18 protein-coding genes, 1 tRNA gene, 1 other RNA gene and 1 pseudogene are annotated in these 24,136 nt (G+C 68.8%); 14 read left to right on the top strand and 7 right to left on the bottom strand.

Features of this window, described 5'->3' with window-relative positions; genetic code table 11:
• Positions 1–8 precede the first annotated feature (8 nt).
• Positions 9–1,160, bottom strand: a complete 1,152-nt coding sequence (locus ACQFZP_RS08025; protein ID WP_211890965.1) for an FAD-dependent oxidoreductase — start codon at positions 1,158–1,160, stop codon at positions 9–11.
• Between the two features lie 113 nt (positions 1,161–1,273).
• On the opposite strand from ACQFZP_RS08025, the gene ACQFZP_RS08020 reads away from it, so the two are divergent.
• From ACQFZP_RS08020 to ACQFZP_RS08000, 5 genes are all read left to right on the top strand, one after another.
• A complete protein-coding gene (locus ACQFZP_RS08020; protein ID WP_211890963.1) occupies positions 1,274–2,146 on the top strand; it encodes a LysR substrate-binding domain-containing protein in 873 nt (290 codons plus the stop codon).
• A gap of 278 nt (positions 2,147–2,424) precedes the next feature.
• Entirely contained in the window at positions 2,425–2,940 is a 516-nt protein-coding gene (gene rplJ / locus ACQFZP_RS08015) for a 50S ribosomal protein L10 (protein ID WP_104252145.1), read from the top strand.
• Between the two features lie 45 nt (positions 2,941–2,985).
• Positions 2,986–3,369, top strand: a complete 384-nt coding sequence (gene rplL, locus ACQFZP_RS08010; RefSeq protein ID WP_104252146.1) for a 50S ribosomal protein L7/L12 — start codon at positions 2,986–2,988, stop codon at positions 3,367–3,369.
• Between the two features lie 249 nt (positions 3,370–3,618).
• Positions 3,619–4,974, top strand: a complete 1,356-nt coding sequence (locus ACQFZP_RS08005; protein WP_211890961.1) for a hypothetical protein — start codon at positions 3,619–3,621, stop codon at positions 4,972–4,974.
• A 266-nt stretch (positions 4,975–5,240) separates the two neighbouring features.
• The gene (locus ACQFZP_RS08000; RefSeq protein WP_104312895.1) at positions 5,241–6,380 is read left to right on the top strand and encodes a hypothetical protein; all 1,140 of its coding nucleotides are present in this window, start codon (positions 5,241–5,243) and stop codon (positions 6,378–6,380) included.
• A gap of 224 nt (positions 6,381–6,604) precedes the next feature.
• On the opposite strand, the gene ACQFZP_RS07995 is transcribed toward ACQFZP_RS08000, so the two are convergent.
• The 3 genes from ACQFZP_RS07995 to ffs all read right to left on the bottom strand — a co-directional run bounded on the left by ACQFZP_RS07995 (position 6,605) and on the right by ffs (position 7,642).
• A tRNA-Ser gene (locus ACQFZP_RS07995) sits at positions 6,605–6,692 on the bottom strand.
• Positions 6,693–6,797: 105 nt separating this feature from the next.
• Positions 6,798–7,451, bottom strand: coding sequence for an SDR family oxidoreductase (locus ACQFZP_RS07990; RefSeq protein WP_104312894.1), 654 nt, complete (start codon positions 7,449–7,451; stop codon positions 6,798–6,800).
• Between the two features lie 94 nt (positions 7,452–7,545).
• Positions 7,546–7,642: signal recognition particle sRNA small type (gene ffs / locus ACQFZP_RS07985), an RNA gene on the bottom strand.
• A gap of 102 nt (positions 7,643–7,744) precedes the next feature.
• Here ffs and pta point away from each other — a divergent pair.
• The 7 genes and pseudogenes from pta to ACQFZP_RS07950 all read left to right on the top strand — a co-directional run bounded on the left by pta (position 7,745) and on the right by ACQFZP_RS07950 (position 19,049).
• Positions 7,745–9,859, top strand: a complete 2,115-nt coding sequence (gene pta / locus ACQFZP_RS07980) for a phosphate acetyltransferase (RefSeq protein ID WP_104252303.1) — start codon at positions 7,745–7,747, stop codon at positions 9,857–9,859.
• A gap of 53 nt (positions 9,860–9,912) precedes the next feature.
• Positions 9,913–11,100 (top strand): acetate/propionate family kinase, encoded by a 1,188-nt coding sequence (locus ACQFZP_RS07975; RefSeq protein WP_211890959.1) that lies wholly within the window; start codon positions 9,913–9,915, stop codon positions 11,098–11,100.
• A 232-nt stretch (positions 11,101–11,332) separates the two neighbouring features.
• A pseudogene (locus ACQFZP_RS07970) lies at positions 11,333–12,788 on the top strand (DNA polymerase III subunit gamma and tau); the annotation flags it as partial.
• A 1,449-nt stretch (positions 12,789–14,237) separates the two neighbouring features.
• A complete protein-coding gene (gene recR, locus ACQFZP_RS07965) occupies positions 14,238–14,834 on the top strand; it encodes a recombination mediator RecR (protein ID WP_068476612.1) in 597 nt (198 codons plus the stop codon).
• Between the two features lie 183 nt (positions 14,835–15,017).
• Positions 15,018–16,289, top strand: a complete 1,272-nt coding sequence (locus tag ACQFZP_RS07960) for an aspartate kinase (protein ID WP_104312891.1) — start codon at positions 15,018–15,020, stop codon at positions 16,287–16,289.
• 25 nt (positions 16,290–16,314) lie between these two features.
• A complete protein-coding gene (locus tag ACQFZP_RS07955; RefSeq protein WP_104312890.1) occupies positions 16,315–17,367 on the top strand; it encodes an aspartate-semialdehyde dehydrogenase in 1,053 nt (350 codons plus the stop codon).
• A 191-nt stretch (positions 17,368–17,558) separates the two neighbouring features.
• Entirely contained in the window at positions 17,559–19,049 is a 1,491-nt protein-coding gene (locus ACQFZP_RS07950) for a malate:quinone oxidoreductase (RefSeq protein WP_211890957.1), read from the top strand.
• A 349-nt stretch (positions 19,050–19,398) separates the two neighbouring features.
• Here ACQFZP_RS07950 and ACQFZP_RS07945 read toward each other — a convergent pair whose 3' ends face one another.
• The gene (locus ACQFZP_RS07945; protein WP_211890955.1) at positions 19,399–20,637 is read right to left on the bottom strand and encodes an APC family permease; all 1,239 of its coding nucleotides are present in this window, start codon (positions 20,635–20,637) and stop codon (positions 19,399–19,401) included.
• An 88-nt stretch (positions 20,638–20,725) separates the two neighbouring features.
• On the opposite strand from ACQFZP_RS07945, the gene ACQFZP_RS07940 reads away from it, so the two are divergent.
• Complete coding sequence (locus tag ACQFZP_RS07940) at positions 20,726–21,235, top strand: GNAT family N-acetyltransferase (protein WP_104312887.1); 510 nt, start codon at positions 20,726–20,728, stop codon at positions 21,233–21,235.
• A gap of 91 nt (positions 21,236–21,326) precedes the next feature.
• Complete coding sequence (locus ACQFZP_RS07935) at positions 21,327–21,929, top strand: thymidine kinase (RefSeq protein WP_104252157.1); 603 nt, start codon at positions 21,327–21,329, stop codon at positions 21,927–21,929.
• A 52-nt stretch (positions 21,930–21,981) separates the two neighbouring features.
• Here ACQFZP_RS07935 and ACQFZP_RS07930 read toward each other — a convergent pair whose 3' ends face one another.
• Complete coding sequence (locus ACQFZP_RS07930) at positions 21,982–23,016, bottom strand: methionine synthase (RefSeq protein ID WP_211890954.1); 1,035 nt, start codon at positions 23,014–23,016, stop codon at positions 21,982–21,984.
• A 20-nt stretch (positions 23,017–23,036) separates the two neighbouring features.
• Positions 23,037–24,029 (bottom strand): DUF1852 domain-containing protein, encoded by a 993-nt coding sequence (locus ACQFZP_RS07925; protein WP_211890952.1) that lies wholly within the window; start codon positions 24,027–24,029, stop codon positions 23,037–23,039.
• Between the last annotated feature and the right edge of the window lie 107 nt (positions 24,030–24,136).

Raw genomic sequence — 24,136 nt, 5'->3', positions numbered from 1 at the left:
CTCCCCGTTCATGCGCGTGCACCGGCCTGGGCCGCGACGCGGAATTCGGCTGGCACGCTTCCGGCTCCCGTGAGCACGTCGGCTGCGAGCTCCCCGAGCAGCGGGGCGAACTTCCCGCCGTGCCCGGAGCAGGCGGAGACGACCACGAGGTTGTCGACTCGGTCGATCACGAAGTCCTCTGTCGGCGTCGTCGTGAAGAGGCAGGTGGTCTCCGCGTAGGGTTCCGGCTCCACGCCTGGCAGGAACGCCTCGGCGTAGGCGACGAGCGCGCGCCGATTGGCCGCATCCACGACCCCGTCCTGCGCGAGCGCGGAGTCGATGATCTTGCCGCCGTTGAACTGCGCGACCTTCTGCCCTCGCCAGTCCGCGTCCCGGCCACCGGGGAGTCCGTAGGTCTGCAGCTCGCGCGACTTGAAGATGAAGGTGGGCCAGGGGTCGGCGTCAGCCCCGGCGTCCCCCGCCTCGCGGTAGGGGAAGTGGTACGCCTGCTCCTGCCGCACCTCGAGCGCTGGGAACTGGTCGAGGAATGCGCTCGGCAGTGAGAGCTCCCCGAGGAGTGCGGGGAGCCAGCCGCCGGCAGCGACCACGATCGCGTCCGCCTCGGCGATCTCGCCGGCCGCCGAGTGCACGCGGTAGCCCGCGCCTCGGCGCTCGACTCGAGCGACTGGCCACGAGGTCCGCACCTCGAGCCTCCCGGTCGCGGACGCGGCGGCCAGCATCGCGTCGACAGTGCCGCCCGCGTCGAGCACGCCGGCCCCAGGGTGCCAGAGCACGTCGGTCTCGAAGCGGAACTGCGGCCAGCGCGCACGCGCCTCACCTGCGCTGAGGAGCTCGTGCTCGACGCCAGCTGCCTCCAGCACGGTCGCGAGGCCGGTGGGGTTGCGGATGTCGCCGTGGTCGAGCGCACCCGTCGGCCGGATGAGCTGGGTTCCGGTCGTGCGCTGCAGCTGGTCCCACCCTGCCTTCGAGCGCACGACGAGGTCGGTGTACGTCTGCTCGGGATACGCGTAGCGGAAGATGCGCGCGGACCCGTGAGAGCTGCCGTGCTCGTTGGCGGGCGTCGTGCGCTCGAGCACGGTCACGTGGTGCCCGCGCTCGGCGAGCTGCCAGGCCGCTGCTGCGCCCGCGAGTCCCGCGCCGATGACGATGGTGTCGGTCATGTCCGCTCCTCGAGAGGTTGTCCGGATGCTGCTGTGCTTCGATTACCCCACTCACAGGGCGCTGCGTCCAATATCATTGAGGGACACTTTGATAGCTCTCTCGAATGGATCTCATGGAGCTCCGTCAGCTCAGGTACTTCGTCGCCGTCGCCGACGAACTGCACTTCGGTCGCGCCGCCGCGAGCCTGCACATGACCCAGCCGCCCCTGACAGTCGCCGTGCGCAGGCTGGAAGACGAGCTCGGCGTGCAGCTCTTCGAGCGCACGACTCGCAGCGTCTCGCTGACGGCGACCGGTCGCACGTTCCGTCAGCGAGTCGGCGTGGTCCTCGAAGACCTTGACGCCGCGGTGGCCGACCTCGGCGACGTCGCGGCCGGGACCGCGGGCAGGCTTCGCGTGGGATTCGTGAGCTCCGCGAGCTACAGCGTGCTGCCAAGGGGCTTGCAGGCGTTCCAGGAACTCAGGCCGCGCATCCGCCTCGAGCCTCGGTCGCTCACGAGCGCTGAGCAGATCACGCTCCTGCTCGAGGGTGAGCTCGACGTGGGGATCCTGCGCGACCCTCTTGCGGTGCCCGGGCTGCGTACGACCCTCCTTGAAGGCGAGGACTTGGTCGCGGTGCTTCCGGCGGGGGACCCGCTCGCCGCAGAGTCGACCGTGGCACCCGCGAGCTTCCACGAGAAAGAGGTCGTGCTCTTCCCCTTCGAGCTCATGCCCGGCTTCGTGTCCGCCGTCATGTCCTGGCTCGGGGAAGCGCAGGCCGGGCCGCGCATCGTGCAGAGCGTCATCCACCAGGAGACGGTGCTCGGTCTCGTCGCAGCTGGCGTCGGCGCATCGATCCTGCCCGCGTCGGTCGCGCGCTTCCACATGCCAGGAGTGATCACGCGCCCCCTGCTGGGGTCGCCTCGAACCGAGCTCCACGCGGTGGAAGCTCAGCGCTCCCACCCGAGCGCGCACCTGCTCGTCGACAGCCTCCGTGGGCCGCGGTGACGGAGTGCGCGACCCGCGTTGACGAGATGCCCACGAGGATGTACTCTTACCGAAGCCCAAGACCGCAGGTCTTCGTTGTGCGTGAGAACGTACACGAACGAAGAGTTCGCAAGAACGTCCCGCGCAGGTGTACGAAGCAAAGTTGTCGTGCGAGCAATCGCATCCTCTCCGCTCCGGCCATCTGCGGCCGGAGCGTTTTTTGTGTGTTGTGCATCGAAGATGCGCCTGCGGTGCGTGAATGACAAACGTGATTCACGTGCAAGAGAGAGAGGAGTGCCATGGCGACCAAGGAAGCAACTGTTGCCGAGCTTCAGGACTTGTTCCAGAACTCGACCGCCGTCCTGCTGACTGAGTACCGCGGTCTCACTGTTGCGCAGCTCAAGACGCTGCGTCGCACGATCGGTGAGCACGCAAGCTACGCCGTGGTGAAGAACACGCTGACGAAGATTGCGGCGAACAACGCCGGAATCACCGCGTTCGACGACGAGCTGGCCGGACCGAGCGCAATCGCGTTCGTGCACGGCGACCCCGTCGCAGTCGCGAAGAGTCTTCGTACCTTCGCCAAGGACAACCCTCAGCTGGTTCTGAAGGGCGGTTTCTTCGACGGAAACGCTCTCAGCGCAGAAGAGGTCAACAAGCTCGCCGACCTCGAGTCCCGCGAAGTTCTGCTCGGCAAGCTTGCCGGCGCCTTCAAGGCCTCGCTGTTCGGTGCCGCATACCTGTTCACCGCGCCTGCAGCCAAGGCTGTTCGCACGGTCGAGGCATTGCGCGAAAAGCAGGAGTCCGCGAACTAGTCCTCCGGGATCTCGCGGCTAGAACAACACACAAGGAGAAAACACATGGCAAAGCTCACGACTGACGAGCTCATCGCAGCATTCAAGGAGCTCACGCTCATCGAGCTCTCCGAGTTCGTCAAGGCGTTCGAGGAGACCTTCGAGGTCACCGCTGCTGCTCCCGTTGCAGTTGCAGGCGTTGCTGCTGCAGCAGCTGACGCACCCGAAGAGGAGGAGAAGACGGAGTTCGACGTCATCCTCGAGGGTGCTGGCGACAAGAAGATCCAGGTCATCAAGGAGGTGCGCGCCCTCACGAGCCTCGGTCTCGGTGAGGCGAAGGCACTCGTTGACGGCGCTCCGAAGCCCGTTCTCGAAGGCGTCAACAAGGAAGCTGCTGACAAGGCAAAGGACGCCCTCGAGGCTGCCGGCGCTTCGGTGACCGTCAAGTAGTCATCCCGTAGCTGTTCTTCGCGGCGTGTTCCGACACGCCGAAGGAACTTTTTTCACGAGGCATCGCATCCGGTTTCCGGATGCGGTGCCTCGTTCCGTTTCCCCGGGAAATCCCTGTTGAAGATGCGATTTCTGAGGTCAGTGTGACGAATGTGACTGGTGTGTCGACGGGGAATCGCGACTTTCCGCGTGTCGCTTGACCCGTTTTCAGCCTCGACGGACAATAATCCGCCGTGTTAGCGTCCCTTCATGCTTTCCGACACCTTCAAGAGCGCTCGCGCTCGCACCACGGCCCTCGTCATCGCCTTCGGCGTCGTTGCCGGTGGAGTCGCCGTCACGGCAGCGCCCTCGTTCGCCGCGAACGGCGACCAGGTAGACGCGAGCGTCGATGGTGAGACCAGCACTGCATCCGCATCGGTCTCTGCGGACTCGATCTCCGCTGATGCCCCCGGCCTCACGGTCACCGGCTCTGGATTCACGCCGGGCAACCTCGTGTACGTGCGAGTCGTCGGACCAGAGGGCCAGACGAACTGGTCCTGGGGCACCGAGTCACACGAAGTCGACGCGTCGGGCGCCGTCAGCGCCGAACTGACCAGCGACGAGGACTGGAGCGAGGGCGACTACTCGGTTGTGCTCTTCGAGTCGGACGACGTGCAGGCCTCCACGGCCTTCTCGGCAGCGGCTCCTACCGAGACCTCGACGCCTGAGCCCACGGAGACCGAGACGGCCACACCTGAGCCCACGGAGACCGAGACGGCCACACCTGAGCCCACGGAGACCGAGACGGCCACGCCTGAGCCCACGGAGACCTCCACGGAGACGCCAGAGCCTACGCTCACCGAAGAGCCGACGCTCGAGCCGACCGAGACGGCGAGCGTCCCACCCACAGCCACCGAGACGATGACTCCGGAGCCGACGGAGACCGAAGCGCCTATCGCTGCGCCGGCCGTCGCCACCGAGCAGGCCAGCTACACGCAGGAAGAGGCGGCCGAGGGCATCACCTACGTCGCTACCGGTTTCACTCCCGGTGTCGAGCTCGGCCTCACGTTGCTGCTTCCAGGCAAGACGACTGCGGCGTTCGAGTCGGCCGAGCCGATCGTTCCGGATGCGGATGGCAACTACGCGGGAATCATCACCTACGACGGTGCCTGGGTTGCCGGCGACTACGGCATCACCCTGACGAGCATCAGCCCTGCCGCTGGCGAGGAGACCGACGCTCCGGCGGCCGACTCTGCGCGAGGCGTGCCGCTGATCGTCCAGGAGGAGTCCGACCTGACTGCCCCGGCGGAGTCGTCCGCGGCGGTCGAGCTCGAGGCCGATGAGCCGGCAGAGGAGCAGACGGCAACGACGTCCTTCGCCGTCACCGGTGAGACGCCCGCGACTTCCGAGACTTCCCCGAGCTCGACTGCCGCGCCGGCTGGCAACGGCGGTACCGGCAACGCGAGCGGGACCGCGGACACCAAGGGCAAGGCCCAGAGCAAGTCCCTCGCCACGACGGGCGCTGAGGATGCGTTCGGTGCCGCTGGCATCGGCCTCCTGGTCCTTGGGCTCGGCGCGGCGGCCGTCACGGGAGCGCGCTTCCTGAGCCGCCGTCGCGAGAGCTGACGACCGCACGACCTGGACTGACGCTGAGCGGGGCTGGCACCATACGGTGCCAGCCCCGCTGCTGCGTTCAGGCCGGGGTGATCTTTCATGATTTTTCAACCAATCGGGAAGAAGTCCCCACAACTGAAACCGGTCCATGTTTGGCCGCAAAAAGCGGCGCTTATCTGGGTTTTCTCCCACGTGCTGCAGTCCTGATCCGGACGAAGCCCACCGAAATCGCGTGGAGCCTTCTGGACATCACCTGTGAGTCAGGCCAGTCTTGGGTTATGGCTTCCTCATTCTCTTCGTCGCGCAAGCGCGCTTCCGCCCTCACGATCGCCTTCGGTGTGCTCGCCAGCGGCGCCGTGCTGACCGCTGCTCCCGCATTCGCAGCGACCACCACGCCGCCAGCAACGCCCGCCGAGACGCCGGCCGCCACCGAGTCGGCGACGCCGACCGAGACGACGACTCCCACCGAGTCGGCCCCGGCCACGACGACCCCGACCGAGGAGTCGACGCCGACGTCGACCCCGGACGAGTCGGCGCCGGCCGAGCCCACCGAGACGGCAGAGGCTCCGGCCGCTGCGGGCGCGGCGACGAAGCCGAGCTTCACGCCGGACGAGGGCATCACCTACGTCCTCACGGGCCTGGCGCCCGAGGCTCCGCTTTCGAGCATCACGCTCACGTTCCCCGACGGAACCGCACAGGCCGTGCCTGCGGGCGCCGGCAACAGCTGGGACGTCGGAGAAGACGGCTCCTACGCCGGCGAGATCACCAACACGGCGCTCTTCGACGAGGGCGACTACTCGGTGACCGTCACCCAGGACTACGTCGACGCTGCTGGCGCTCCCGCACAGAACGTCGTCACGTTCGGCTTCAACGTCGCGGCGGTGTCCACGGGAACGCCCACGCCGACCGCTGAGCCGACCCCGACGGTCGAAGCCCCTGTCGCCTACGCGAACGCGGACAGCTTCCTCCCCACGGACAACATCACGTACACGGCGCAGAACTTCACGCCCGGCCTCGCGCTCGACATCACCGTCGTCTACCCGGACGGCTCCTCCGTCACGGTCGACCCGACCGACGATTCCGTCGTCGCAGAGGACGGCACCTACCCGGGCGTCCTCATCAACCAGTCGGGCGCTGCGCTGCCACTTGGCGAGTACACCGTCACCCTCTCGCAGTCGAGCGGCCTGTCTGCAACGTTCACGTTCCTGATCGCCGAGGCGACGCCTGGCACCACGACGGCGCCCACGTCGACCGCAGCTCCTGCGGGCAACGGCGGCACCAACGCCGGCCACACGACGCCTGAGCTCGCCACCACGGGTGCTGAGGACGTCTTCGGCGCGGCAGGCATCGGCCTCCTCGCGCTCGCGACCGGCGCCGGCGTGCTCGTCGCTCGCCGCATGGCAGCCAAGAAGGCCTAGCAGCTCACCGAGCACTTCGCTGAGAGGGCGTCACCTTCGGGTGGCGCCCTCTTTCGCGCGCTCGCCCCGCATCCGCTCGCCCTGCATTCGCCGGCTCACCACAGACATGCGGGAAGTGCAGCTTCCTCGAGCAGTGAGCATGTCTTGCCCAGATGTAGGCGCCCGCCGGCGGGCGCATGACGAAAGCCCCGACCGGGGATCCCGGGTCGGGGCTCACGTGCACATGGCGGAGGATAGGGGATTCGAACCCCTGAGGGCTTTCACCCAACACGCTTTCCAAGCGTGCGCCATAGGCCACTAGGCGAATCCTCCACGGGAGCGCCAGGCGCTCACCTCGAAAGAGCATACCGGTTCCCGCGACTGTTCGTGAACGCGAGCGCCGAATTGCCCCAAGAGGGAGGCCCGCCGGGCCCTCCGCTAGAGCTTCTTGACTGCTGAGCCGATCTCTTCTTCGCCGGAGACGACCTCGAACTGCTTGTGGATGCCGGCGTGGCGGTCGAGGAGGGCCGCGATCACCGCTGCCACGTCGGCGCGGGGGATGGACCCGCGTTCGACCTGCTCGCCGACCTTGACGCTGCCCGTGGCGTCGTCGTCGGTGAGCCCTCCCGGGCGGACGATGGTCCAGTCGAGCTTCGCGCTGCGGCCGCGGATGTTGGCGTCGGCTTCGCTCTTCGCGCGGAGGTACACCTGGTAGACGTCGTCCGAGTCCCGGTCGAAGGTGTCGGTGCCGATTGCGGAGACGACGACGAACCTGCGGATGTTCGCGAGCTCGGCCGCATCCGCCGACAGGATCGCCCCGTCGCGGTCGAGCGTGAGCTTGCGCTCCGCCGTGCTGCCGGGGCCCGCACCTGCCGCGAAGACGACCGCGTCCACATGCCCCAGCTGCTTCGCGAGGTCCGTTGGCGTGCTCTGCTCGAGGTCGGCGATCACGGGATCCGCGCCGAGCTCCTTGAGGGAGTCGACGTGCTCCGGATTCCGGACGACGCTCGTGACGCGGTGCCCGCGCTGCAGGAGCTGGGTCGTAAGAAGGCGTGCGATCTGACCGTTTCCACCGATGACTGCGATTCTCATGCCAGCCAGTCAAGCTGGTGAGTCTGAGTTCGAGGCCAGCGTTCGCGGCGGGCGATCTGCCAGGGGCACCGAGCTGCCGAGTTCGCCGGAGAAAAGAAAAGACCCCCCGCGCACCCGCCAGAGCCCGGTTACCCTTGCTGCGTTTCCGCCCTGGGGGAGTTGGCCTGGATGGCGCCACGCGAGGAGCCGTCGACCATCATAGCGCGATGGGCGCGAGACGCGAATCCGGTGCATCCGCAATTGGCAGGATCGCGACAGCCCGCTGACTGATCACCCGACTAGCATTGCCAGGCGTGGGGACAAGCATCTACATCACGTCATCAGAGGGTCACTCTGGCAAGTCAGCCGTCGCGCTCGGGGTGGTGAACGCCCTGAGCCGCTCGATCGGGCGGGTGGGTGTGTTCCGGCCCATCGTGCAGAGCGCCGAGGTGCGCGACGACATCCTCGAACTGCTCCTCTCGCAGCTCGATCCGCAGAACCGGGGCCCGGAATACGAGTCCGGCTTCGGCGTCACCTACGACGACGTGCATGCCGACCCCGATGAGGCGCTCTCCCGCATCGTCACCCGGTACCGTGCGCTCGAGCGCCGCTGCGACACCGTCGTCATCGTGGGCAGCGACTTCACCGACGTCGGCAACCCGGCCGAGCTGGGCTTCAACGCGAGGGTTGCCGCGAACCTCGGCGCGCCGGTCCTGCTCGTCCTGACCGGCCTCGACGCCGACAAGGGCCAGCCGCGCACCCCGGAGCAGCTCGCGCAGGCGCTCGAGGTGACCCTGCCCGAGCTCGACGCCGCGCACGCGACGCTGCTCGCGATCACCATCAACCGCGCCGACGAGAACGCCACGGAAGAGGTGCGTCGAGCTGTCGCCGAGCGGGCTCTGCGCGAGCTGGGCCACAAGGTGCCCGTGTGGGCGATCCCCGAGACGCCGCTGCTCATGGCCCCCTCGCTCTCGCAGCTGCTTGATGCGGTGGGCGGGGAGCTCGTCTACGGCGACCGCGAGCTGCTCGGTCGCGAGGTGCTCGGCATCGTCCTCGCGGGCATGTCGATGCAGAACGTCCTCGAACGCCTCAAGGAGGGCGCGGTCGTCGTCATCGCGGCCGACCGCACCGAGGTGCTGCTCGCCGTGCTCCTCGCGCAGCGCGCCGAGACCTTCCCGTCCCTCACGGGCATCGTCGTGAACGGCCCGTTCGAGTTCCCGCCGGCCATCGAGCGGCTCATCAACGGCCTCAATGTCGAGGTGCCCATCATCCGCACCAACTTCGGAACCTACGACACGGCGCAGCGCATCATGCAGACGCGCGGCCGCCTCGCGGCGGCGGGAATCTCGCGCCGCAAGATCGACCTCGCCCTCGCGAAGTTCGAGCAGCACATCCCGGCCATCGAGGTCGTGGCGCTCCTCAACGTGAAGCAGTCGCTCGTCGTCACGCCGCTCATGTTCGAGAACACGCTCCTCGACCGCGCACGCTCGGACCGCAAGCACATCGTGCTCCCTGAGGGCAGCGACGACCGCATCCTCGTCGCCGCCGGCTCTCTGCTGGCCCGCGAGGTCGCCGAGATCACCATCCTGGGTGAGGAGTCGGAGGTGCGTGGCCGTGCGTCCGCGCTCGGCGTCGACATCTCCGCCGCCCACGTGCTCAGCACGAGCAACCCCGACTACGTCGCGCGCTTCGCCGAGGAGTACGCGAGACTGCGCTCGCACAAGGGCGTCACCATCGAGGCCGCGACCGAGCGCGTGCGCGACGTCAGCTACTTCGGCACCCTCATGGTGCACCTCGGCCTCGCAGACGGGATGGTCTCGGGCGCGGCCCACACGACCGCGCACACCATCCGCCCCGGCTTCGAGATCGTCAAGACCAAGGCTGGCGTCTCCGTCGTCTCGAGCGTGTTCCTCATGGCCCTCGCCGACCGCGTCCTCGTGTACGGCGACTGCGCCGTGAACCCGGACCCGACGGCGGAGCAGCTCGCCGACATCGCGATCTCCTCGGCCGAGACGGCGAGCCAGTTCGACATCGCGCCTCGCGTCGCCATGCTCTCCTACTCGACGGGCGAGTCTGGCTCCGGAGCCGACGTCGACAAGGTGCGCACGGCGACCGGCATCGTGCGCGAGCGCATGCCAGAGCTGCTCGTCGAGGGGCCGATCCAATACGACGCGGCGACGGATGCCGCGGTCGCGAGCAAGAAGATGCCGGGCAGCCAGGTGGCCGGCCGCGCGACGGTCTTCATCTTCCCCGACCTCAACACGGGCAACAACACGTACAAGGCAGTCCAGCGCTCCGCCGGCGCCGTGGCGATCGGCCCGATCCTGCAGGGGCTGGGCAAGCCCATCAACGACCTCTCCCGCGGTGCGCTCGTCTCCGACATCATCAACACCGTCGCCATCACCGCGATCCAGGCTCAGGGCTCGTAGAGCCTCCGCCGCACGTTCTGCCCGCTTCCCGCGGGTCTCGAGAAAGGGTGCCCATGAGCATCGTCCTGGTCGTCAACTCCGGCTCGTCGTCCTTCAAGTACCAGCTGATCGACATGGACCGCGAGGAGACGCTCGCGTCCGGCCTCGTGGAGCGCATCGGCGAGGGCGTCGCGAGCGTCACCCACAAGACCGGGGGAGCAACCTTCACCCGCGAGGCGGACATCCCCGACCACACTCGTGGCTTCGAGGCGATGCTCGAGGGGTTCGAGGAGCACGGGCCGAGCCTCGCCGCGTTCCCGCCGGTGGTCGTGGGTCACCGAGTCGTGCACGGCGGGCGACGCTTCTTCGACGCGGCCGTCATCGACGGCAAGGTGCTGCAGGACATCGAGGACCTCATCCCGCTCGCTCCGCTCCACAACCCCGCGAACCTCGAGGGCATCATGGGCGCGCGCGACGTGTTCGCGCAGACGCCGCACGTCGCGGTCTTCGACACCGCGTTCCACACGACCATGAGCGAGGCCTCGTCGTCGTATGCGCTGGATGCGGAGGTCGCGAAGGAGCACCGGGTGCGCAAGTACGGGGCGCACGGCACGAGCCACAAGTTCGTGTCCGAGGAGACGGCACGCTTCCTGGGGCGCGACCTCGCCGACCTGAAGACGATCGTGCTCCACATCGGCAACGGCGCGAGCATGTGCGCGGTCGATGGCGGGCGCTCCGTCGAGACGAGCATGGGCATGACGCCGCTCGAGGGGCTCGTCATGGGCACCCGCACGGGCGACCTCGACCCCGCCGTCCTCGTGCACCTGTCGCGTCGAGGCGGCTACACGATCGATCAGCTCGACGACCTCCTCAACCGCAAGTCGGGGCTCCTCGGCCTCACGGGCTCCGGTGACATGCGCGACGTGCGGCAGAAGGCCAACGCGGGCGACGAGCGCGCGCAGCTCGGCCTCGCGGTCTACGCGCACCGCATCCGCCACTACCTGGGCGCGTACATGCTGCTGCTCGGCGGCGCCGACGCGATCGTCTTCACAGCGGGCATCGGCGAGAACGACGCCAAGCTGCGCGCCGAGGTGCTCGATGGGCTCGAATGGCTGGGCGTGAAGCTGTCACCGGAGCGCAACGAGTCGGCGTCACGGGATGCGCGCCGCATCTCGGCCGACGAATCGCGCATCGAGGTGCTGGTCGTCCCCACCAACGAGGAGCTCGAGATCGCGCGCCAGAGTCTGGCCGCCATCGCCTGAGCCCGGCTGGCGCGTCGCCCATGCTCGTCCCACCGGAGCGATCGCTGCCAGCGAAGTGGCCTTTCTGGGGTCCCCTGAAGGGCCACTTGGCTGGCGGCGATGTCGGTTGGGGTCGCGCAAAGGGCCACTTCGCTGGCAGTGATGGGGTCTGCGGGCAGTGCGATCTCGGCGACGCCAACAGGTGGTGGCGGGACAACGCGGGATGTCGGTGGTGCCGTCTACGATGGAGCGCATGGCCACAGCCCTGTACCGCCGCTATCGGCCTGAGAACTTCGCCGAGATGATCGGGCAGTCGCAGGTCACCGAGCCCCTCATGACCGCGCTCCGCACCGGTCGCGTCAACCACGCCTACCTCTTCTCCGGCCCACGCGGGTGCGGCAAGACGAGCTCGGCACGCATCCTCGCCCGCTGCCTGAACTGCGCCGAGGGGCCGACCGACACCCCGTGCGGCGTCTGCCAGAGCTGCGTCGAACTGGCGCGCGATGGCGGAGGCTCGCTCGACGTCTTCGAGATCGACGCCGCGAGTCACGGTGGCGTCGAGGATGCGCGAGAGCTGCGCGAGCGCGCCATCCTCGACGCCGAGCCGCGATCGCTACAAGATCTTCATCATCGACGAGGCCCACATGGTGACCTCGGCCGGCTTCAACGCCCTGCTCAAGGTCGTCGAGGAGCCGCCGGAGCACGTGCGCTTCGTGTTCGCGACGACTGAGCCCGAGAAAGTCATCGGCACGATCCGCTCGCGCACGCATCACTACCCGTTCCGGCTCATCCCGCCGGCCCTCATGCTCGAGTACGTGGAAGAGCTCTGCACGAGCGAGGGCGTCACGGCTGAGCCCGGCGTGCTCCCGCTTGTCGTGCGCGCGGGCGGTGGCTCGGCGCGAGACACGCTCTCGCTGCTCGACCAGATCATCGCCGGTTCCGAGACGGGCCTCCTCGGCTACCAGCGCGCCGCCGCGCTGCTTGGGTTCACGGGCCAGGAGCTGCTCGACGAGTCGATCGACGCCTTCGCCGATGCTGACCCGGCAGCGGCCTACACGGCCGTCGACCGCGTCATCCAGTCTGGCCAAGACCCGCGCCGCTACGTCGAGGACCTGCTCGAGCGTCTGCGCGACCTCATCGTCGCCAAGGCCACAGGGCCAGGAGCCGGTGCGGTCCTGCGCGGCCTCGGGGCGGACGAGGTCGAGGCCCTGCGCGTGCAGGCCGGCCGGTTCTCGCCCGCCGCACTCACCGGCATCGCCGACCTCGTCAACGAGACGCTCACCGAGATGAGCGGCGTCACGTCGCCGAAGCTCCACCTCGAGCTGCTCGTCGCGCGCATCCTCGTCGCGTCGCGCGCTGACTTCATCGACAGCGGCACGCTGCTCGCGGTGGCGGATGCGCCAGGCACGTCGCCGATGCGACTCGCGGCTGGCGCGTCCGCTTCCGCTTCCGCTTCCGCGCCCGCGCCCGCGTCCGAGGTTGCCGCGCCCGTCCAGGAGCCCGCGCCCGCGTCGGCTCCGCAGCCCTCCTCGGAGCGACAGCCCGAGACCCCGCGCGCGCCGCGTGTCGGGCAGGCTGCCGACTCGGTACCGAGTGAGCGCCAAGCGCCTCCCGCCGCTCCGGCGGCTCCTTCGGTCCCTTCTGCCGCGGAGCCGGACACCGCCTCCGCCGCGCGCCTGGCCGCCGCATCGTGGGCCGCGGCGACTCCCGGCTCCGGAGTTGCACCGGCAACGCCTGCACCGGCCCCGACCGTGTCTGCGCCCGAACCGGTTGTCCTCGCTCCGGGCAGCAGCGAAGCGCCGACCGACGCCGACGCTCCGGCCGAGGACGAGACCGTCGCCCCGCCCGTCTCGGACTCTGCCTCGGACGGCGCGCCTGCGTCGGACGTCGAGGCGCCATCCGGAACCGCATCGGCGCCGGAAGTCGAAGCTGCCGAACTCGAGTCAGCGCGAGACCTCTCGTCAGCAGCGGGATCCGCCCCGGATCCTGAAGTCGCGTCAGCACCGGAACCTGTGTCTGCTCCGGAGGTCGCATCGGCGCCGGAACCTGCACCTGCGTCAGAGGCGGCGCCCGGCCCTGCCGCCGACTCTGCTCCGGTCCCGCACGCCACGGCGGCACGCGCATCCGCTGAGCCACCCGTCTTCGCGCAGCTGCGCGACGCCTGGCCCACCCTGCTCGAGCGCATGCGCGACCTCGGCGGCACCCACGCGTGGAGCGTCGCGCAGTCCGTGCACCCGCGGGATCTCGTCGGCGACCTGCTCGTCTTCGAGGTGCCGTCCCGCGCCGTGCTCGACCAGTTCCGCGGCGAGCGAGGCGCAACCGACTCCCCGAGCGCCGTGCTCCGCACCGCGATCAACGAGATGTTCGGCATCACCGTGAAGTTCCAGCCGCAGCGTCCTGGCGGGGCAGCGACCAGTGGGGCGGGCGGCGCGCAGGCGCCCAACCGCACCGACGAGCCCGCGCCAGCCCCCGCGGAGCCCGACCCGGCGCGAGGCCAACAGTCCGACGCGGCCCGCGCGCAGGGAGCGTCTGGGGACGCGACGGCGCCTCGGCCGCAGACCGGGCAGTCCGCGCAGCGTGAGCGCCATGCAGTGACCCCGGCGACGAACGCGAAGACACCCGCCTCGCAGGCTGGGCAGGCCACTGCGGCTCCCTCGGCCCCCGGCTCCTCGAGCGGCCTGAACTGGACCGTCGCGAAGATCCCCGGCCAGGAAGCCCTCCCCGACGACGGGCCGGGCTCCGGATGGGCGACCGCCGCGATCCCGGGGTCGGGGACCGCGCAGGGCGTGGCCTCCGCGACGCGGACCCCCACAGCATCCGCGCCAGCTGCAGCCGCCGTGGCCTCGGCCCCCGCCGAGACACCCGTCGCGACACCGACCGCAGCGGCCGACGAAGCCCAGGCCCCCGCGGCGCCGCCCGCCCCGAAGCGCACCCAGCGCGTCGCGAGCGCGCCCGTCATTCCCGGCGTCGAGCGCTACGGTGAGGCGATCGTGCGCGAGCGACTCGGTGCCCGCTTCATCGGCGAAGACATCATCGTGCCCGAGCCCGAAGCGGTCGAGCTGCCACCCGAAGACGACTTCTCCGCACCACCACCACCTGAAGACGGCGGTTACTGAGCCGTGTCTGCAGCATCATCCGAAGGCCGGGGACTCTGACCCATGTATGAAGGCATCATCCAGGACCTCATCGACGAACTCGGTCGGCTGCCAGGCGTCGGCCCCAAGTCCGCGCAGCGCATCGCGTTCCACATCGTGCAGACGCAGTCGTTCGATGTGTCGCGGCTCGCGCAGATCCTCGCGACCGTCCGCGAGCGGGTGCAGTTCTGCACCGTCTGCGGCAACGTCAGCGAGGGCCCGGAGTGCAACGTGTGCCGCGACCCGCGCCGCGACCGCACCGTCATCTGCGTCGTCGAGGAGCCGAAGGACGTGGCCGCCATCGAGCGCACCCGCGAGTTCAGCGGGCTCTTCCACGTCCTCGGCGGCGCCATCAACCCCATGGAGGGCATCGGGCCCGACGACCTGAACATCCGCACCCTCCTCGCCCGGCTCGAGTCCGGTGAGGTGAAGGAGGTCATCGTCGCGACCGACCCGAACCTCGAAGGCGACGCCACAGCCTCCTACCTGAGCAGGCTCCTCACGAGCATCGGCGTCCCCGTGTCGAGGCTCGCCTCCGGCCTCCCCGTCGGGGGCGACCTCGAGTACGCGGACGAGATCACCCTCGGCCGCGCCTTCTCCGGACGCCGCGCCATCGACTGACCGGCTCACGACACCCGCCGCCCTCACCGACCACCGGGATGTCGCCACTCGGTCACGGGCCTGCAATCAACGGAAACGAACGCGGCCCGCGCTAGGAACGGCATGCCCCCGCCGGATAGGATGGGAGCTTGTGGCGCGCGGGCACAGCTCGACGCGCATCCTGAACCGGAGGAGACAAGACACGTGAGTCTGATCGTCCAGAAGTACGGCGGATCATCGGTCGCGGATGCTGAGAGCATCAAGCGAGTGGCCCGCCGAGTAGTCGAGACCCGCAACGCGGGCAACGACGTCGTCGTGGCAGTCTCCGCGATGGGTGACACCACCGACGACCTCATCGACCTGGCACACCAGATCGCGACGATTCCGGATGCACGCGAGTTCGACATGCTCGTCACGACCGGCGAGCGCGTCTCGATGGCCCTCCTCGCGATGGCCATCAAGGACCTCGGCATGGACGCCAGGAGCTACACAGGCAGCCAGGCCGGCATGATCACCGACTCCACGCACGGCGACGCTCGCATTGTCGACGTCACCCCCGTGCGTGTGCGCGAGGCGCTCGACGAAGGCGCCATCGCGATCGTCGCCGGCTTCCAGGGCTTCAACCGCGACTCGAAAGACATCACCACGCTCGGCCGCGGCGGCTCCGACACGACCGCCGTCGCACTCGCGGCCGCCCTCGGTGCGGATGTCTGCGAGATCTACACCGACGTCGACGGCGTCTTCTCCGCCGACCCGCGCATCGTGCCGAAAGCCCACAAGCTGAACTACATCTCCAGCGAGGAGATGCTCGAGCTCGCCGCCTCCGGCGCGAAGGTCCTGCACATCCGCGCCGTCGAGTACGCACGCCGACAGGGAGTCACGCTCCACGTCCGCTCGTCGTTCTCGGACCACGAGGGCACCATCGTCTACAACCCAGATCGGGCAGAGGAGTACGAAGTGGAAGCAGCAATGATCGCGGGTGTCGCCCACGACCTGAGCCAGGCCAAGATCACCATCGCGGGCGTCCCTGACGTGCCAGGCAAGGCGGCTGCGATCTTCACGATCGTCGCCGAGCAGGGCGCGAACATCGACATGATCGTGCAGAACGTGTCCGAGCAGGACACGAAGGTCACCGACATCTCGTTCACGCTGCCGAAGGCGGACGCGCAGCGCGTGCTCGACGCCATCGCCTCGGAGGGCGAGCAGATCGGCTACGCGTCGCTGCGCCTCACGGAGGACATCGGCAAGATCTCGCTCGTCGGCTCCGGCATGCGCACCAACATCGGCGTCACCGCGAAGCTCTTCACGGCGCTGAAAGATGCCGGCATCAACATCGACATGATCTCCACCTCCGAGATCCGCATCTCGATCATCACGCAGGCCGACCTCGTCACCGAGGCCACCCGCGTCATCCACACCGCGTTCGACCTCGACGGCGACGCCGAGGCAGTCGTCTACGCAGGCACCGGCCGCTGACGCGGCTGAGCAGAAAAGAGCACTCATGAGCACCAAGTTGAACGTCGCCGTCGTCGGCGCGACGGGCCAGGTCGGCGCCGTCATGCGCACCCTCCTCGAGGAGCGCGACTTCCCAGTCGAGAGCATCCGCTTCTTCGCGTCGGCCCGCTCGGCCGGCACGACCCTCCCGTTCCGCGGAGAGGACATCACGGTCGAAGACGTCGCCGTCGCCGATGTCAGCGGCATCGACATCGCCCTCTTCTCCGCCGGAGCCACCACGTCGCGGGCGCAGGCCGAGCGCTTCGCCGCCGCCGGCGCGCTCGTCATCGACAACTCGAGCGCCTGGCGCCGCGACCCCGAGGTGCCGCTTGTGGTCTCCGAGGTCAACCCGGAAGAGATCGTCGCGCCCCCCAAGGGCATCATCGCCAACCCGAACTGCACGACCATGGCCGCCATGCCGGTGCTGAAGGTGCTGCACGAGGCCGCTGGCCTCGAGCGCCTCATCGTGTCGACCTACCAGGCCACGTCCGGCTCTGGCCTCGCGGGCGCCCGCGAGCTCTCCGGCCAGGCCGTCGCGGCTGTCGGCCAGGGCGAGGATGCGCTCCTCGGGCTCGTGCACAACGGCTCGGCCGTCGAGTTCCCGGCCCCCGACAAGTACGTCGCGCCCATCGCGTTCAACGTCATCCCGCTCGCCGGCTCGGTTGTCGACGACGGCACGGAAGAGACCGACGAAGAGCAGAAGCTGCGCAACGAGAGCCGCAAGATCCTTGGCCTCCCCGAGCTGCGCGTGAGCGGGACGTGCGTGCGCGTGCCCGTCTTCACCGGCCACTCCCTGTCGATCAACGCCGAGTTCGCCGAGGCGCTCACGCCCGACCGCGCCCGTGAGCTCCTCGCACAGGCACCCGGCGTCGCCCTCGTCGACGTGCCCACGCCTCAGCAGGCAGCCGGGGCCGACCCGAGCCTCGTCGGCCGCATCCGCCAGGACCAGTCGGTCGACGGCAACCGCGGCCTCGCGCTGTTCATCTCGAACGACAACCTCCGCAAGGGCGCCGCGCTCAACGCGGTGCAGATCGCGGAGCTCGTCGCCGCGAAGGCGTAACCGTCGAGCTCGCACGCACAAGAACGGACGCCCCTCGCGGGCGTCCGTTTTTGCGTTCGCGGTCGTGGTCGGTGTGGACCGTCCCCTGTTTCGGGCGTGGGGCATTCGAAAACAGCAAAAACGGACGAATGTGCAGGCCGCACCACCCACGTGAAGCGGATGCGCATCCGCCCCCGTCGTAGACTGATTCGGTGACTGATTCACAGAAGATCTACGACGTCGTTCTGATCGGCGGGGGCATCATGAGTGCCACCCTCGGCTCGCTGCTCTCGAAGCTCGAGCCCGAGTGGAGCATCAAGATCATCGAGCGACTCGACGGGCTCGCTCAGGAGAGCTCGAGCCCGTGGAACAACGCAGGCACGGGCCACGCCGCCCTCTGCGAGCTCAACTACACGCCTGAGAAGGACGGCGTCATCGACGCGTCCAAGGCGATCCAGATCAACGAGCAGTTCCAGGTGTCGCGCCAGTTCTGGGCCACGCTGGTCGAGGCCGGCGAGCTGCCCGAGCCGTCTGGCTTCATCAACTCCGTGCCGCACATGACGTTCGTGCGAGGGGCAGAGAACGTCGACTTCCTGCGCCGCCGCTTCGAGCTGCTCAAGACCGAGCCCCTCTTCTCGACGATGGAGTTCTCGGACGACCCGGAGGTCATCAAGGCCTGGGCTCCGACGCTCGTCGAAGGCCGACCGGCAGGCGAGAAGATCGCGGCGACGCGCGTTGCCGCGGGCACCGACGTCGACTTCGGCTCGCTCACCCACAAGCTCGTGCAGGGCCTCGTCGACCGCGGCGCCGTGCTGCGCCTCAACACGGAGGTCATCGCGCTCCGCCAGCAGCGCGACGGCATCTGGCAGATCGCGACGCAGCAGCTCGCTGGCGAGCAGAAGGGCCGCAAGAACGTCACCCGCGCGCGCTTCGTGTTCGTCGGAGCTGGCGGTGGGGCGCTCCCGCTCCTCCAGAAGTCGGGCATCGAAGAGATCAAGGGCTACGGCGGCTTCCCGATCTCCGGACAGTTCCTGCGCACAGACAACCCCGCGGTGGTCGAGAAGCACCTCGCGAAGGTCTACGGCAAGGCATCGGTCGGTGCCCCGCCCATGTCGGTGCCGCACCTCGACACCCGCGTCGTCGACGGCAAGCCCGCCCTGATGTTCGGGCCGTACGCGGGCTTCAGCCCCAAGTACCTCAAGACGGGCAGCTACCTCGACCTCGTCAAGTCGCTGCGCCCGCACAACCTCATCCCGATGCTCGCCGTCGCGAAGGACAACTTCGACCTCGTCACCTACCTCGTCGGTCAGGTGCTCGCGAGCAAGGACAAGAAGTTCGAGCAGCTCAAGGAGTTCTTCCCCGAGGCGAACGCCGCCGACTGGCGCCTCATCACGGCCGGTCAGCGCGTGCAGGTCATGAAGAAGGACCCGAAGCGTGGTGGAATCCTGCAGATGGGCACCGAGGTCGTCGCGAAGAAGGACGGTTCGATCGCCGGCCTCCTCGGCGCCTCGCCCGGCGCATCCGTCGCCGTCCCGGTCATGATCGACCTGCTCGGCCGCTGCTACCCCGACAAGAAGGCGGAGTGGGCGCCGAAGCTGGAGGCACTCGTTCCGAGCCTCGGCACCGACGTCAACGCGTCGGCGGAGCTCGCAGACTCGACGCAGTCAGCCAGCGCCAAGGCGCTCGAGCTGAACGCGCACTAGGGGCCTCGGCCGGGGCAACACCCCGGCCCGTCACCGCACGCCACCGAGGCCGTCCCGCACAAGCGGGGCGGCCTCGGTGGCGTGCGGAGCGCTGGGGCCTTCGAGCTCTCACCGCGCCAGGGGGTCATGGTGATGTGGGTCTGCGTCGTTGTCGACACTTCATGTGCCAGTCAAGGTGACGTCAGGTCGAAAATGCTGCTTCAGCGGGCGATGTTCGTCGCCTCGTCACCGTGACTGTCCGCGTCGAGCCCGTTCGTGCCGCGAGCCGCTGTGGCGCGGACGCGTTGCCGCGGCCACGCGCCACGCGGGCGCAACCGCGGCCACGCGCCACGTGGCTGCGAGCGCTCGGTCAGCCGCGTCGCGCCCGAAGCGCGAGGCGCGCGACGACGCCGACGAGGAAGACCGCGAGGGCAGACACCAGGGCGAGCGGTGGCAGGGTGACGACAAGGGCGACGCAGCCGAAGGCGCCGAAGAGCGACACGGCGCGGGGCGCGCTGCGGTGCTCCCGCGCCTGCGTGAGGGCGCTGAGGTTGGCGACCAGGTAGTAGACGAGCACGCCGGCGCTCGAGAAGCCGATGACCTCGCGGATGTCGCCGACGCAGATGAGCAGGGCGGCGCCGACCGCGACGGCCAGCACCGCGGCTCTCGGCACCGCGGCCGACGGATGCTGCTGCGCCAGCGCACCAGGGAGGTCACCACGACGCCCCATCGCCATGGCGGTGCGGGAGCTGCCTGCGAGGACGGCCGAGAGCGCGCCGATCGACGAGACGGCGGCGAGGACGCTGACCGCGGCGACTGCGACGGGCTGGGTTTCGACGAGCGCCGCGATCGGGGCCGGGGTGAGCGCGAGTCTGCCTGGACCGAGCGTGGTGAGGAGGACCCAGCCGAGTGCGGCCAGCAGGGCGCTCACGATCACGAACGACAGGAGCATCGCCCGCGGGACGGTGCGCCTTGGATGGCGCACCTCCTCGGAGAGCGTCGCGACGCGGGCGTAACCGGCGAAAGCGAAGAACAGGATGCCGGCCCCCTGCAGCACCCCGTGCGCCGAGAACAGGGCATCGTCGCCGCTCGCTGACCCGAACATCGGCGGAGAGACCTGCGCGACGATCATGACACCGATCAGCCCAGCGATCACCACGCTGCCGATGACCGTCGCGACGGTTGCGGTGCGCGTGATGCCGAGCATCCCGGCCGCCGTGACGGCGAGCAGCACGGCGAGCGCGACCGGCCGGGCGAAGGGCTCGGGCACGAGGTAGGCGGCGGCGGTGATGGCCATGGCGGCGACCGACGCCGTCTTGCCGATCACGAACCCCCAGCCGGCGAGGAACCCCGGCCACTCGCCGAGCTGCTCGCGGCCGTAGAGGTACACGCCGCCTGCTCCCGGATGCTGGCGCGCGAGCTGCGCGGTCGAGGCGGCGTTGCTCGCGGCCACGGCGAGCGCGATCGCGAGGCTCAGGAGGAGCCAGCCGCCCGCAGCCTGTGCCGCCGGGGCGAAGGCGGAGAAGACTCCGGCGCCGAGCATCGCGGAGACGCCGATGGCCGTCGCGCCGACCGTGCCGATCTTCCTCGGCCCCGCACCTGTCGTCATCCGCTGCCTCACCTCGTCCGTGCCACCGTGCTGTCGAGGTGACGATAGAGGCGGCAGGTGAACGCCGCGCGGCGAGTACGCTCATGCGATGACCGAAGCTCAGTTCACGATTCGTGCGACGACGCCAGACGACTGGCGGGCGGTGCGGGCGATCAGGATCGAGATGCTCAAGGACACCCCGATCGCGTACACGGAAACCCTCGCGGAGGCGTTCGGCCATGATGAGCGGGAGTGGCGCAGGCGTGGCGCGCGGGGCGCGGCCGCCGACGGCATCTCGCTCGTCGCCGAGCTCGAAGACGGCAGCTGGGTCGGCACGATGGGCTGCGTCTCCTTCAGGGACGAGCCGTGGCCCATGCTCGTGAGCGTCTACGTGGCGGAGGGCTACCGGGGCCCGGCGGCGGGGGTGACGGATGCGCTGCTCGGCGAGGTCGAGGCGTGGGCGTCGTCGCGCGCATCCGGTCTCATGCTGCACGTGCACGAGGACAACGACCGGGCTCGGGCTGCGTACGAGCGGCGCGGGTTCGTCGCGACGGGTTCCACGATTCCGTACCCCCTGAACCGGCGGAAGCGGGAGCTGGAGATGGTCAAGCGGCTCTGACGTCGCACGTCGGCGTCGGCGCCGCGGGGTGGGCGCATGCCGTTGCGGGCGGGTACGATCGACCGGGCTCAGCCCTGAAACGAGGAGGACCATGGCCAAGCTGTACTTCCGCTACGGGGCGATGAACTCGGGCAAGTCGACGGCGCTGCTGCAGGCGGCGTTCAACTACGAGGAGCGCGGGCACCGGGTTGTGCTCGCGAAGCCCGCGGTGGACACGAAGGCTGAGGGCGAGATCGCCTCTCGCCTCGGCATGACGAGGCGCGTCGAGATCCTGGTGGGTGCCGAGGACAGTCCCCGAGAGCAGCTCGCGGCGCTGGTCGCCGACGGGCAGCCCATCTCATGCCTGCTCGTCGACGAGGCGCAGTTCCTGACGACCTGGCAGGTCGACGAGCTGCTGCGCATCGCGGTGCTCGACGGCATCCCGGTGCTCGCGTACGGCATCCGCACCGACTTCCAGACGATCGCATTCCCCGGCAGCCAGCGGCTGCTCGAGATCGCGCACTCGCTGGAGGAGCTCAAGACGATCTGCCGCTGCGGGCGGAAAGCGATCTTCAACGGCCGCCGCGTCGCGGGCGAATTCGTGTTCGACGGTGGCCAGGTCGCGATCGACCAGGGCGAGGTCAGCTACGAGTCGATGTGCGGCAACTGCTACCTCGAAGCGTCGCACGGACGCCTTGGGGCCGGGCGCGTCTAGGTCGCATCTGACCGCCGCATCCGACCCCGTCGCGTTCATCCCGGGCTAGCGGTTAGGCCTGCTCGCCCAACTCCGCGCGGAGGATGGCAGCTCCCGCAGTCAGCGCGCTCAGCTTGCCGTAGGCGACGTCGCGCGGCAGGGGAGCCATGCCGCAGTTCGTGCTCGCGATGAGCTTGTCTGCATCCACGAACTGGAGGGCCTTGCGGAGGGTGTCGGCGACCTCCTCCGGCGTCTCGATCTGCTCGCTTGCCACGTCGATGGCGCCGAGCATGACCTTTTTGCCGCGGATGAGCTCGACGAGGTCCGTCGGCACATGGGAGTGGTGGCTCTCGAGCGACACGATGTCGATGGAGGACTTCTGGATGAGCGGGAACGTCCGCTCGTACTGGCGCCACTCGGCCCCGAGGGTCGCCTTCCAGTCGTTGTTGGCCTTGATGCCGTAGCCGTAGCAGATGTGCACGACCGTCTCGGCGCGCAGGCCCTCTGCCGCGCGCTCGAGGGCTGCGACTCCCCAGTCCGCCACGTCGTCGAAGAAGACGTTGAAGGCGGGCTCGTCGAACTGGATGATGTCGACGCCGGCCGCTTCGAGCTCCTTGGCTTCCTGGTTGAGGATGGTCGCGAACTCCCACGCCAGCTTCTCGCGGCTCTTGTAGTGCCGGTCGGAGAGGGTGTCGATCATCGTCATCGGCCCTGGGAGCGCCCACTTGATGGGCTGGTCGGTCTGCGCGCGCAGGAACTTCGCGTCGTCGAGGAAGACGGGCTGCTTGCGGCTGACGGCGCCGACGACCGTGGGGACGCTCGCGTCGTAGCGGTCGCGGATGCGGACCGTCTCGCGGTTCTCGAAGTCGACGCCCTCGAGGTGCTCGATGAACGTCGTCACGAAGTGCTGACGGGTCTGCTCGCCGTCGCTGATGATGTCGACGCCGCGTCGGCGCTGTTCCTGCACGGCGATGCGCAGCGCATCCTGCTTGCCTTCGACGAGCGTTGCGCCCTCGAGCTCCCAGGGAGACCAGAGGACCTCGGGCTTCGCGAGCCACGACGGCTTGGGCAGGCTGCCAACGCTGGCAACGGGGAGGAGGGTGTTCATGATCGTCGATCCTTCGTCGGTCATCGGGCGGAGACGGAGTAGTTGGCGGCCCACGCATCCAGCACGTCGCCGTGCGGCTTCACGAAGTGCTCGGCCGTGTACGCGCCCTGTGTCTTCGCGAGCTGGCTGCGCTCTTCGCGGTCGTAGCCGATCTCGGTGCGGGAGAAGTCGTGCTGGTCGAGCGTGGGGCTGTAGACGTTCGCGGCGGCTGAGTTGGCGTTGTAGATCTCGGGGCGGTAGATCTTCTGGAACGCTTCCATGGTGCTGATCGTGCCGGTGAGCTCGAGGAGCGAGTAGTCGCTCAGCAGGTCGCCGCGGAAGTAGAAGGCGAGGGGCGCGACGCTGCCTGGCGGCATGAAGTAGCGGACCTGCAGGCCCATCTTGCCGAAGTACTGGTCGGTCAGCGAGTAGTCGTCCTGTCGGTACTCGACGCCGAGGACCGGGTGGTGGTTGTCGGTGCGGGTGTACGTCTTGCTCGTCGAGACGCTGATGCAGATAACGGGCGACTTGTGGAACCGCTGCTGGTAGGCGGGGGAGTCGAGGAAGTGCTGGAAGAGCTTGCCGTGCAGCTCGCCGAAACCGTCGGGCAGGGTGAAGTCGGTGCCGCCCGCGTTCGCGGCTGGCAGCAGCACGCTGAAGTCGTAGTCGCGGAGGTAGGAGGAGAAGTTGTTGCCAACGATGCCCTGGTGGCGCTTGCCGGTCTGCCGGTCGACGATGCCGATGTCGAGGACCTCGAGGAGTGGGAACTCCCGGTCGTCGCCGTCGTCGTCGAACTGCAGCGAGGCGGAGATGATGTCGAGCTCGAGCGTGTACCGGTCGCCGGTGGGGTTGTCCCAGCGGGCGAGGTCGTTGAAGCGCCGGTCGATCATCGTGAGCGCGTTGCGGAGGTTCTGCTGGCGGTGCTCGCCGCGTGCCAGGTTGGCGAAGTTCGTGGTGATGCGGGAGCTGTCTGACGGCGCGTAGTGCTCGTCGAAGCGCGTGGTGGTGATGTTGAACGTGATGTCGTTCGCCATGTGAGGCCAATCCGGGAGTCGTGAGGCCGGCAGGCCTGTGGGCGTGGATGCATTTATTGTGCAGGCGGGCGCCGGCTATCGGGTAATCCGTCGCAACTATTCGTCAC

Origin of the sequence: Pseudoclavibacter sp. Marseille-Q434 (genome assembly GCF_050315415.1) — a bacterium.
Taxonomy (GTDB): domain Bacteria; phylum Actinomycetota; class Actinomycetes; order Actinomycetales; family Microbacteriaceae; genus Pseudoclavibacter.
Note: the sequence above shows the minus strand (reverse complement) of the source record. Positions and strands in the feature narration are given on the sequence as shown.